This is a genomic window from Pseudoalteromonas sp. APC 3355 (assembly GCF_030407615.1).
Taxonomy (GTDB): Bacteria; Pseudomonadota; Gammaproteobacteria; order Enterobacterales; family Alteromonadaceae; genus Pseudoalteromonas; species Pseudoalteromonas distincta.
In genome coordinates this window covers 72472-84946 of the sequence record NZ_JASDDB010000008.1, presented here as the reverse complement: position 1 = coordinate 84946, position 12475 = coordinate 72472, and the positions used below count along the sequence as shown (strand labels likewise).

Below are 12475 nucleotides of genomic sequence, written 5' to 3'. Positions count from 1 at the left end.
TCAAGCTAAAAGTCTTTGAGTACTTTTTTATTAAACCCCAAATGCGGTTCTTAGTACGTAGAAAATAACAATAGCAAGGGCAGCGCCAACTGGCAATGTAATTACCCAAGAAACTACAATGTTTCTGATAACACCCATGTTAAGCGCGCCAATTCCACGTGCCATACCTACACCTAATACCGCACCCACTAGGGTTTGAGTAGTAGAGATTGGCATACCAGTACCTGAGGCAATAACAACGGTAGAAGCAGCAGCTAGTTCAGCAGCAAAACCACGGCTAGGTGTTAAATGTGTAATACCTTCACCGATTGTTTTGATTACTTTTTTGCCTAAAATAGCAAGACCAGCAACAATACCAAAACCACCTAGAGGTAGAATCCACCAAGCAATAGCTGCTTTTTTAGCAATTTCACCATTGTTTTCAACAATGTTTACAACAGCTGCTAGTGGACCAATTGCATTAGCAACATCATTAGAACCATGTGCAAATGCCATACAACATGCTGTAAGTACCATAAGAACAGCAAATACTTTTTCAACATTGTTGAACTGCATTTGTTTATCTGCTTTTGGATCAATATTTAAGCGAGATATGGCAATTTTACCAATCACAGCAACAACTATTGCAACACCTACTGACAGTGCATAGCCTTCAGCTGAGCCTAGGTCTATACCAACGTGCTTTAAGCCCTTTTTAATTGTAACCAATGCCATGATAAAACCTGCTAAGCCCATATAAAGAGGGACATAACGTTTAGCATTTTTTAGTGGTGCATCTGTATTAAAAATAAGTTTTTGTGCACTCATGAATATTAAGTATGCAATAAAGCCTGATATGGCAGGTGTTATAATCCAACTACCTACAATACCACCTACTTTATCCCATTGAATCGCCTCAGTACCTACTGCAACTAACGCAAAACCAATGATTGCACCAATGATTGAGTGAGTTGTAGATACTGGCCAACCTAAGAACGAGGCCATTAATAACCAAGCACCGGCTGCAAATAAAGACGAAATCATACCCAGAACCATTAATTCCGGAATATCTGCAAATGGTGCTGCATCAATAATTCCTTTACGAATTGTTGATGTAACCTCACCACCTGCTAAATAGGCGCCTGCAAATTCAAAAATCATCGCTATAAAAATAGCTTGTTTGATTGTTAGCGCTTTTGAACCTACAGATGTACCCATGGCGTTCGCTACGTCGTTCGCGCCAATACCATAAGCCATAAAAAAGCCGACTGCTGCGGCAATTAAAATTAATACCGTGCCGTAAGATGCAATGATATCCATTGTAAAACCTTAATCTTTCGTGTTTGAACTGATTTTAAATTAACGAGCTAACATCAGCTCAAGACGTGATCCTACGCGCTCTGCAATATCTGCAAGCTCGCCAACCCATTCAATGATTTTGTACAAAAACATAACATCAATTGGATTTAACTCACCCTCTACATCACGTAGCTGGCGGCGTACTTTTATCTGCATTTCGTCCGTGTCTTGTTCTATGGCATCCAATTCAACTAACATTTTTTCTACTAAAGTGACTTCTCGACCTTTAAAACCCGTTTCTAGCAATTCTTCTAATTCGTTAATTGCTTTAGATGCTTGTTTAGTCGCATCTACACAACGGGTTAAGTAAGCTAAGAAATCAGCTTGCATAACTTTTGGAATGGTCATTTCACGACCAATCACTCGCCCTGCAATATCTTTTGCTTTATTGGCAATTTTATCTTGTTGAGTTACTAATTCGAGAAGATCTGTACGCTCTACCGGCATGAATAAACCACGTGGTAATTGTAAACGTATATCTCTTTTCATATCATCAGCTTCACGTTCTAAATTGCGAATAGTGATGCGAAGCTCTTCAGCTTGTACCCACTCTTCTTTAAATACGTGATTAAAAAAAGGTATCAAGGCTTTACTTGCTTGATGAACCTTCTTGATGTGTTCTTCCATTGGTTTGATAGGAGATTTTGCAAATACTCCTAAAAACGCGTTTGTAGGCATAACTGACCCTTTAATCAAATTGATATGCTTTGCAGCATGAATTTTACAGTATTAACCAAGATTGTGAACGCTTTTTATTACTTCACTAAGGCTTGCAATGCACAAAGCGGCACTAAGCCGCTTTAATAAAAAAGAAAAATAGGTAAAAAATTATAGCGATTTTTCTATATCTTCTTGAGATGTATGACGAATATCTTTGCCATTTACAAAATAAATAATGTATTCCGCAATATTTTGACAGCGATCCCCTATGCGCTCTAATGAACGAACAGACCAAACTAAGTCCATAATTTTAGGGATTGAGCGTGGATCTTCCATCATATAAGTCATTATTTGACGTGTGATAGCTTCATATTCACGGTCAACTTTTGCATCTTCTTTATGTACTTGAAATGCGCGCTGCACATCCATACGTGCAAATGCGTCTAGTACATCATGTAACATCTTTAGAACTTGGCGGCCCATATTCTCAATATTTACTAGCAAGTCTTGTTGATCTTTAGTAAATGAGTCTAGTGCAACTTTAGCAATTCGCTCAGCTTCATCGCCAATACGTTCTAAATCTGCAATAGTTTTTGCAATTGCAATCACTAAACGTAAGTCACTTGCTGCAGGCTGACGACGAGCAATGATACGCGTACATTCTTCATCAATGCTGACTTCCATTGCATTTACTTTGTAATCGTTCTGACGTACCTTTTGAGCAAGCTCAGCATCGTTACGACTCACCGCATCAAGCGCGCTATTTAATTGCTGCTCAACTAAGCCACCCATACTCAATACATGGTTACGTACATTTTCTAGTTCTTGGTTAAAGCGCCCAGAAATATGCTTATTAATATTATGTTCCATAGTTACCTTCTCTCTTAATCTTGTACAACACGCTATAACGGGCTAATTAACCGTAACGACCGGTAATGTAATCTTCAGTCTTTTTCTTCGTTGGTGTAGTAAATAAGGTATTTGTGTCTGAGTATTCAATCAATTCGCCCATATACATAAAGGCTGTTTGATCAGATACACGCGCTGCTTGTTGCATGTTGTGTGTAACAATAACAACGGTAAATTTGTTTTTTAAATCGTTTATTAGCTCTTCGATTACCAAAGTAGAAATAGGGTCGAGTGCTGATGTTGGTTCATCAAGTAAAAGTACCTCAGGCTCAATTGCAATTGAGCGAGCTATAACTAAACGTTGTTGCTGACCACCCGATAAGCCAAACGCGCTATCGTGCAATCTATCTTTTACTTCATCCCACAAAGCAGCACCACGAAGTGATTGCTCTACTACTTCATCTAATTTACGTTTCTCTTTAATGCCTTGTAAGCGCAGGCCATAAACTACATTTTCATAAATTGATTTAGGAAATGGATTAGGGCGCTGGAACACCATGCCTACATTACGACGAAGTGCTGCTACATCTACGCTCTTATCGTAAATATTTTGACCATGGAGTAATATTTCACCTTCAATACGGCAAATATCAACCAAATCATTCATGCGATTAATACAACGCAGTAATGTTGATTTACCACACCCAGACGGCCCGATAAACGCAGTTACTTGGCCTTTAGGAATGTTCATATTTACTTTATTAAGCGCCTGCTTATCACCGTAGTAAAGATCGAGGTCTTTAATCTCTAGCGCTTTTTGATCATCCGTTAAATTTTCTAGGTCTAACTTTTGACCAATATTAGCTTGGTTTACTTGTGGAGCGACTGTAATCATTTTTGTTACCTATAAAATCTTTACTAATTAGTGTTCAAGCGACCTGAATTTTTCACGTAAATGGTTACGTATACCAATGGCCGTTATGTTTAGGGTAATAATCACTGACACCAATAAAAAGGCAGTGGCGTATACCAGCGGACGTGCCGCTTCAACATTAGGGCTTTGGAAGCCAACATCGTATATATGAAAGCCTAAGTGCATGAACTTTCTATCTAAGTGAAAATACGGGAAGTTACCATCAAGTGGTAATGTAGGGGCCATTTTTACAACGCCTACTAACATTAAGGGTGCAACTTCACCTGCAGCACGCGCAACTGCCAGTATTAAACCAGTCATAATTGCAGGGCTTGCCATTGGAATAATTATGCGCCATAACGTTTCAACCTTTGTTGCGCCAAGCGCTAGCGAACCGTCACGTACGGTACTTGGAATACGAGATAAGCCCTCTTCAGTCGATACAATAACAACTGGCAAAGTTAATATAGCAAGCGTTAACGCCGACCACATTACACCAGGCGTACCAAATACTGGCGTTGGTGCCGCTTCAGGGTAAAATAATTGGTCTAAGCTACCACCTAACATGTATACAAAAAAGCCGAGGCCAAATACACCGTACACAATTGAAGGCACACCGGCCAAGTTAATCACCGCAATACGAATCATCTTAGTGACTGCATTTTTAGCGGCATACTCGTGTAAGTAAATTGCAGCAACAACACCAAACGGCGTCACTATTACAGCCATCAGCATAACCATAAACACAGTACCAAATATAGCAGGGAAAACACCGCCCTCTGTATTTGCTTCACGTGGGTCATCAGATACAAACTTACCTAGCTGCACAAAGTAGTGCCCTAGCTTTGCAAAAAAGCCCATATCATTTGGAAACCAAACATCAAGTACTTGATACATTGGAATCGTAACTACTTCACCGCGCATATCTTTTACAGTTACGTGGTCACGTTTAGCTTGTTTACGTAGTGCAAATAAATCTTTTTCAAGTACACCATACTGCGCACGTAATTCAGCACGCTCTTGAGCAAGCTCAGCAACACGTTCATCAGTGAGTGCGTTATCTAGTAAGTAGCCCTTTTCTTTTAAACGAAGACGCTCAAGCTCATAGTTAATATGCCCAATGTCACCATTTTGTAAATCAAGTGCTTCGTCGTTTAAATCCACGGCACGCTCTACAAGTTCATGTAGAGCTTCAATTTTATCGCCTTCGACTGGTTTACCATCTTTAATTACACTTTCAACATAACCATAAAAATTACCGTTTTTACTACGCTCAAATACAGCAAGCGTTGCTGGCGTTGTTTTATTTTTAATATCGGTTTCTAATATCCAACGAAAGTCTAAATCTACATACTCACGATTACCTGTTTTAATAAGTAAGCGCTCTATTTCTTCTTTTTCAAATCCGCTAACGTCAATACCTGTCGCGGCTAAACGCGTTTTTGGTACTAATTCACGGTCATAAATTTCGCCAATAACGGTTTGTTTTGAAATTGACCCTTCAAGTTCAAACTGCACAACTTCTGAAGGCCAGAAAAAACTTAATCCTTTCCAGGCTATCATTGCTAATAAGCCTAGAACTGAAATTAAACTGATGCTCACTGCACCACCGGTCATCCAAATCCAAGGAGAACCAGACTTAAACCACTGCTTTACCATGTCATGTCTCTCCGCTTACATTGAGCTGTATTTTTCACGCAGTTGCTGGCGAACAAACTCAGCGACTGTGTTAAAAATGAATGTGAATATGAATAGTACAAAGGCCGCTAAGAACAATATTCTGTAATGCGAACTACCTACTTCTGACTCAGGCATTTCAACTGCAATATTTGCTGCAAGCGTACGCATACCTTGGAAGATGCTCCAATCCATAATAGGTGTATTACCCGTTGCCATAAGTACAATCATGGTTTCGCCAACGGCGCGGCCAAGTCCCATCATTACCGCAGAGAAAATACCAGGGCTTGCTGTAAGTAATACAACACGTATTAGTGTTTGCCACTGTGTTGCACCTAATGCTAATGAGCCATTTGATAAATGCTTTGGAACACTAAATACGGCGTCTTCTGCAATTGAGAATATAGTTGGAATAACTGCAAACCCCATCGCAATACCTACAACAAGCGAGTTACGTTGATCGAATGTCATACCTAGCTCATTTGTTAAGTACTGACGTACATTGCCGTCAAACATCCAAAGCTCAACAAATTCACTCATCGCAAACGAAAACCAGCCAATAAGTAAAACGACCGGAATAAGGATAATTGAATGAGATCCTTCAGGAATTCGATGACGAATTTTGGTTGGTAATTTAGTCCAAGCTAAACCTGTCGCTAACATACCTAAAGGTAATAATATGAGTAACCCAACAATTGCAGGTAAGTGCTCTTCTATCAATGGAGCTAACCAAAGACCGGCTAAAAAACCTAAAATAACGGTGGGTAATGCTTCCATTATTTCAACAGTAGGCTTAACTACCTTACGTAATTTACTCGACATAAAGTATGCCGTGTAAATTGCCGCCGAAAGCGCAATAGGCACAGCAAATAACATCGCATAAAGGGCTGCTTTTAATGTACCAAACGAAATTGGCACTAATGAAAACTTAGATTCAAAGTCATCACTGGCTGATGTTGACTGCCATATATAACCTGGCTCTGGGTAACCTTCGTACCACACTTCTTGCCAAAGCGCTGACCAAGTGACTTCTGGATGCTCGTTATGTATTTCTAATACTGTTAGTTTGTTATCCGCTAAAATTAATGCAGCATTTGAACGCGGTGAAATTGCAAAGTTTTGTATTGCGCCTTCACTTACTTTACCTTGCCATAATTTTGCTTCGCTTGTTGTGTAGTACACCCCAAGCTCACCGTTATTGCTGGTCGTAAAAAAAGTACGACGGTAGAACTCTGTAAATACATTTAATTTACTTTGCTTAGTCGTTTCAAATGAACGTATTTTTTGATATTCGCGGCCAGTGTCAGTGTTAACTTCAAACCACTGCGAAACTTCGCCGTTATCATTGGCAAGCATTAATGAGTTTGCACCTGCTAGTAATTGTGCAGATACAATATTGGCATTTTCTTCGTTAGCTGAAAGTAGCTGAATCTGCTCTACATCACTTGGGTCACGTGTATCGTATACATAAACTTGATTAGCAGAACGTACAAAAGTACGGGTTGTATCTGGCGACATTAATAGCTCATCTACACGTCCTTCAACATCTAGCTCTGTGCGCTCAACAACCCACTCAACTTCGCCAGTAAACATATTCTCTTCAGCAACAAAACTGCTAAACAGCACCCGTTTGTCTTCTGTAAGTGCGACAACAGCTGTTCTGTCTTCATAGTGGCTAAATGCAAAGCGTTTAATAGCTGCGCCTTGTTCATCTACTTCCAGAGCCATTTCCCCAAGAGGAAAGTCTAAACGGGGCGTTAATTTACGCTCGTTATTAGGAAAGGTGACCAAAAATTTAGGTGCTACGACCATTACAGTGCCATCTTTTAAACCAAACGCATAATGCCCTTGAAAAGGCGCGCTAGTTGCAAAGCTTGTTGCATCACTTGGTAGCTCGGCGTTTAATGTTTTAAGCTTTTTACCAAAGCTGCCATCTTGCACACTGTAAAAATCAACCTGCCCTTGCTGACTGAGTAAATAAGCAACTTCAGTTTGCTCTTCTACACCTAGGCCTGCTATTTGCTGCGAATTAGCGACCTGAAAGCTATCGCGTTTTTCTACTTTTGCTGATTCAAAAATTGGCTGTACTACATAAAGAAGGTAAAAGAATATTAATAGCAGTGCTACCAATACCATTATCCCACCTGCGGTTATACCAAATTTGGCAAACCGATCTTTAAATAGACGGCTTCGATCCGTATTAAAAGTCGGTTTATTCGGATTTGAAGTCATCAAAACACCCTTAAATCTTAACGTTGTATAAATTATATTTCATCAAGATGACAGTAATGTTACAGCAGTAATAATAAGCATGTTAAAACGGTTTTAAATAAAACTAGCGAAGAAAATCGCTAAATAAGTCTCATATAGATGATTTTTAAGTGAACTAAATTATAAAATAATTGGACAAAGCATTTATCGAGGTCAATACTAAAAGAGTACTTACTAAATAAGAATGACTATTAATACCACGTATGGTCAACACAACCATATTCATTTTTATTATTTTAAAATCAACGATTTATAAAAAGTGCAACAACACACAATTTAGATTAGACAATACACTTAATGCCTATGCATTTACTTTCTTTGGGCTTAAAAAGAGAATTATTTATGAAGCAGTTGGTTATAACTATTCTAGGGCAAGATCGCCCTGGTTTAGTAGATAGTATCTCATCCGTCGTGTTACAAAATCATGGCAACTGGCTAAGCAGTAACTTAAGCCATTTATTAGGTCATTTTGCAGGTATTATTCAACTTGAAGTTGCTGAGGAACACTTTCAATCATTACAAAGCGCTTTAAATAAGTTACCTAAGTTAGACGTTCGAATTGAAACCGGAAACACAGAAATTGAACCATCAACATTAGAACAAATCAATCTGGTTATTACAGGTAACGATCGCCCAGGTATTGTTCAAGAGTTGGCGAGTGTAATACGCCACAAAGGCGCTAACATTACTCATTTAAATTCAAGGCAGCAAAGTGCGCCTAATTGGGGGGTGCCTATTTTTAGTGCTGTTGCTACCGTTACTTTACCCAATGGTATGAATAAAGATGAAGTCATTGAAGCATTAGAATCAATAACAAGTGATTTAATTGTAGATACAGAAGAAGTTTGACATCCCTATGTGCGTGCCACACGTTGACACGCATATTATTCTAGCCAGTCTATCAAAGCCCTCTGCGGGTTATTTAACGCAGACATAAAATAAGCCGATACAAGCATCGGCTATTTTAAATGGTTATCTTATAAAGCTACATATCCATATGACGATTCGTACTTTGCATCATTTGCTTTATACCTTGCTTTTCCAGCTCTAGTATTTGTTGCAGCTTTTCTTGGCCACTTTGAGTTTCAGCGCGCTCAAGTAAGTATTCGTATAATTCAATTACCTTTTGATGCTGCTCTGATAAATAAGCTTGAATAACTTTCTCATCAAATTGCTGGTCTTTACTAATGTCTTCGAAAGTAATTAGCTCAGGATTTTTAGCAAAGTATTCATAACAGTACGTATCGAGCGTATTTATTTCGGTTATCGCTTTAAACCCGACTAAATCTTCAGCGAGTTTTTTTTCGTAATTTAGGTAGTAGTCCACCAGCATTGCATTATGTTCATCGAGTAAATCCTTTACGCTATGAAAATTAGCCGCCATTTGCGTATGAAACAAAACGGTCCAATCGTATACCTCTTTAATTGTTTTAACTTGCATGTGCATTCCTTACTTAGTTGACTGTATAGGTACTACACTGCGTAAAGCGTGCCAATTAAAAAAACATTTAAAAACAGAAGGTTATTTTTAAAACGAATATTAATTAGCAATTTAATAGAATAACTTACAAATTATAGGTAATTTTTATAGAGCAATGCGTGGGTAGTAACCGCACTGCTCTATCGTCTTGTTGCTTTATATTATTTGAGTCCTTGTTTGCGCCACAGTAGGTAAACCGCAGGAATAACAAGTAAGGTGAGTACAATTGCACTACCCATACCGCCAACCATAGGCGCTGCTATTCGACTCATTACTTCGCTTCCGGTGCCCGTGCCATAAAGTACAGGTAATAAACCGATAATAATTGTCGCGACAGTCATCATAACCGGGCGTACTCGAAGCCCTGCACCTTCAATAATAGCTTGCTGTAATTGCACTAAACTAAGCGGTTTTCCGGCTTGCTCTGCTTCGAAGCACTTTTCTTGATAGGCTTGGTTTAAATACACCAACATAATGACCCCAATTTCTACCGCTACCCCAGCTAAGGCAATAAAGCCCACACCTACTGCAACTGAAAAGTTAAAGCCCTCTAAATACATTAGCCATACGCCACCAATCATTGCCAGTGGCAACGTGGCCATAATAATAGTGACCTCAGCAAAGCTTCTAAAATTAAGGTAAAGCAATACAATAATAATCGCTAATGTAAGTGGTAATACATAAGTCAGTTTGTCTTTAGCGCGCTGCATGTATTCATACTGCCCAGCCCACGTAATTGAGTAGCCAGCAGGTAGTATTAGGTCTTTATCGAGCACTTGCTGAGCGTGCTCAACGTAAGTACCAATATCAACGCCATCTATATCAATAAAACTCCAACCGTTTAAACGTGCATTTTCGCTTTTTATACCAGGCGGTCCATCTTCAATAAATACATCGGCTACATCACCAAGTGCTATACGCTGCCCTGTAGGCGTTACAATGGGTAACAACATTAGCTCTTCTGGCGAGTCTCTGTATGCTTGCGGGTAACGTAAATTAACTGGGTAGCGCTCTTGCCCTTCTACGGTTTGAGTTACGTTTGTACCACCTATTGCAGTAGATACAACTTGCTGTATGTCGCTAATATTTAAGCTATAACGCGCCGCTTTTTCACGATTTATATCTACTTTTATATAACGCCCACCCGCTACTCGCTCTGAGTAAACCGATGCGGTGCCTTGCACATCTTTTAAAAGCACTTCTATTTGTTGACCAATTTTTTGAATTTCACTCAACTTTGGTCCCGCAACTTTAATGCCCACGGGAGTTTTAATACCGGTTGCGAGCATATCAATACGTGTTTTAATTGGCATTACCCACGCATTCGTCAACCCCGGAAACTTAACCAAACCGTCGAGTTCTTTTTTAAGTTTTTCAAGGGTCATCCCCTCGCGCCATTCGTTTTTTGGTTTTAACTGAATAAACGTCTCTATCATTGTAAGCGGCGCAGGATCTGTTGCTGTTTCTGCTCGCCCAACTTTACCAAATACTGTTTTAACCTCAGGTACTGTGGCTATTAGCTTGTCGGTTTGCTGTAGTATTTCGCGCGCTTTACCTACCGATAAACTAGGATACGTTGTGGGCATATACATTAAATCGCCCTCATCAAGTGGCGGAATAAATTCACTGCCTATTTTGTTTACCGGGTAAAAGCCAATAACAGAAACAACCACCGCGAGTACCAATGTCATTTTTGGAAATTTAAGCACCCAGTTAAGTAGTGGGCGATACGCTGCGACGAGTAATCGGTTAACTGGATTTTTTTGCTCCGAAATAACTTTACCTCTAATAAAGTAACCCATTAATACCGGCACTAAGGTAATCGCAAGCCCAGCAGACGCTGCCATAGCATAGGTTTTAGTGTAAGCCAGTGGCGCAAACATACGCCCTTCTTGCGCTTCTAAAATAAATACCGGCATAAAGCTGACGGTAATAATTAATAAACTAAAAAATAATGCAGGACCCACCTCACTCGCCGATTTAGCCACAACTTGCCAGCGGTTTTCGTTGGTAAGTGGCGTTTTTTCCATATGTTTGTGCATATTTTCAATCATGACGATAGCGCCGTCGGTCATTGCGCCTATCGCTATTGCAATTCCCCCTAAAGACATAATATTGGCGTTAATCCCCTGCCAATACATAATTATAAATGCCGTTAAAATCCCAAGCGGTAACGTAATAATCGCCACCAATGATGAGCGCACATGAAACAAAAACACCACACACACTAAAGCAACTACAATCAGCTCTTCAATTAGCTTACTTGTTAGATTATCTACCGCGTTATTAATTAAGTTGGAGCGATCGTACACAGGGACTATTTCAACGCCCTCTGGTAATCCCTTTTTAAGCGATTCTAATTTTGCTTTTACCAGCTCAATAGTTTTTTGTGCATTTTCGCCATAGCGCATAATAACGATGCCGCCGGTCACTTCGCCTTCGCCATTAAGCTCTGCAATACCACGGCGCATTTGCGGCCCGACTCTAATATCAGCTACATCACGCAATTGCAGCGCAGTACCATTAGCGTTTACGCCAAGCGGAATAGCTTCTAGGTCGGCAACACTTTTAATGTAGCCGGTGCTTGTTACCATGTATTCTGCTTCAGCCATTTCAACTACCGAGGCACCCATCTCTTGGTTGCCTTGTTGAATAGCCGTTTGAATAAGGCTAAGTGGGATACCATATGCGCGTAATTTATCAGGCTCTACATTGACTTGGTATTGCTTAACCATGCCACCAACAGCAGCCACTTCAGAGACTCCTGGTACGGTTTGTAGCTCAAACTTTAAAAACCAATCTTGTAAGCTTCGTAGCTGACTAATATCGTGTTTATTTGTTTTATCAACCAGTGCGTATAAGTAAATCCAACCTACGCCTGTTGCATCAGGGCCAAGCTCTGGCGTAGCGCTATCGGGCAATCGGTTTGCTGCTTGGCTTAGGTATTCTTGTACTCGGCTACGCGCCCAATACAGATCGGTCTTTTCGTCAAAAATGACGTAAACGTACGAGTCTCCAAAAAACGAAAAACCTCTTACAGTTTGTGCACCCGGCACAGAAAGCATTGCTGTGGTGAGCGGAAATGTAACTTGGTCTTGCACTACTTGCGGCGCTTGCCCCGGGTAAGTGGTTTTTATAATGACCTGAACATCAGATAAGTCAGGCAAGGCGTCCACGGGCGTATTTTTTATCGCAAACAACCCTCCACCCAGTAAAATTAATGTAAGCAACAACACAAAAAAGCGATTGCCAACAGACCAGCGAATAATGGCAGGTATCATAATGGC

General features: G+C 40.0%; 9 protein-coding genes. 1 reads left to right on the top strand and 8 read right to left on the bottom strand.

The features are described 5' to 3' along the window. Positions 1-30: 30 nt before the first annotated feature. The 6 genes from QMA08_RS11755 to QMA08_RS11730 all read right to left on the bottom strand — a co-directional run bounded on the left by QMA08_RS11755 (position 31) and on the right by QMA08_RS11730 (position 7669). Positions 31-1299, bottom strand: coding sequence for an inorganic phosphate transporter (locus QMA08_RS11755; protein WP_024597536.1), 1269 nt, complete (start codon positions 1297-1299; stop codon positions 31-33). A 39-nt stretch (positions 1300-1338) separates the two neighbouring features. Next, entirely contained in the window at positions 1339-2016 is a 678-nt protein-coding gene (locus QMA08_RS11750; protein ID WP_002957838.1) for a TIGR00153 family protein, read from the bottom strand. A gap of 150 nt (positions 2017-2166) precedes the next feature. Next, positions 2167-2868: a phosphate signaling complex protein PhoU gene (gene phoU, locus QMA08_RS11745; protein WP_007586465.1), complete on the bottom strand. Its 702-nt coding sequence runs from the start codon at positions 2866-2868 to the stop codon at positions 2167-2169. Positions 2869-2914: 46 nt separating this feature from the next. Next, entirely contained in the window at positions 2915-3742 is an 828-nt protein-coding gene (gene pstB, locus QMA08_RS11740) for a phosphate ABC transporter ATP-binding protein PstB (RefSeq protein ID WP_002957840.1), read from the bottom strand. A gap of 27 nt (positions 3743-3769) precedes the next feature. After that, on the bottom strand, positions 3770-5419 hold the full coding sequence (pstA, locus tag QMA08_RS11735; protein WP_290174569.1) for a phosphate ABC transporter permease PstA: 1650 nt from the start codon (positions 5417-5419) through the stop codon (positions 3770-3772). A 15-nt stretch (positions 5420-5434) separates the two neighbouring features. After that, a complete protein-coding gene (locus QMA08_RS11730) occupies positions 5435-7669 on the bottom strand; it encodes an ABC transporter permease subunit (protein ID WP_290174568.1) in 2235 nt (744 codons plus the stop codon). A 381-nt stretch (positions 7670-8050) separates the two neighbouring features. Here QMA08_RS11730 and QMA08_RS11725 point away from each other — a divergent pair, with 381 nt between their 5' ends. Further along, positions 8051-8557 carry an ACT domain-containing protein gene (locus QMA08_RS11725; protein WP_290174567.1) on the top strand — a complete coding sequence of 169 codons (507 nt, stop codon included), beginning with the start codon at positions 8051-8053 and terminating at the stop codon, positions 8555-8557. Between the two features lie 136 nt (positions 8558-8693). Here QMA08_RS11725 and QMA08_RS11720 read toward each other — a convergent pair whose 3' ends face one another. Next, on the bottom strand, positions 8694-9149 hold the full coding sequence (locus tag QMA08_RS11720; protein WP_002957844.1) for a hypothetical protein: 456 nt from the start codon (positions 9147-9149) through the stop codon (positions 8694-8696). A 200-nt stretch (positions 9150-9349) separates the two neighbouring features. Further along, positions 9350-12469 carry an efflux RND transporter permease subunit gene (locus tag QMA08_RS11715; RefSeq protein WP_290174566.1) on the bottom strand — a complete coding sequence of 1040 codons (3120 nt, stop codon included), beginning with the start codon at positions 12467-12469 and terminating at the stop codon, positions 9350-9352. Positions 12470-12475 lie beyond the last annotated feature (6 nt).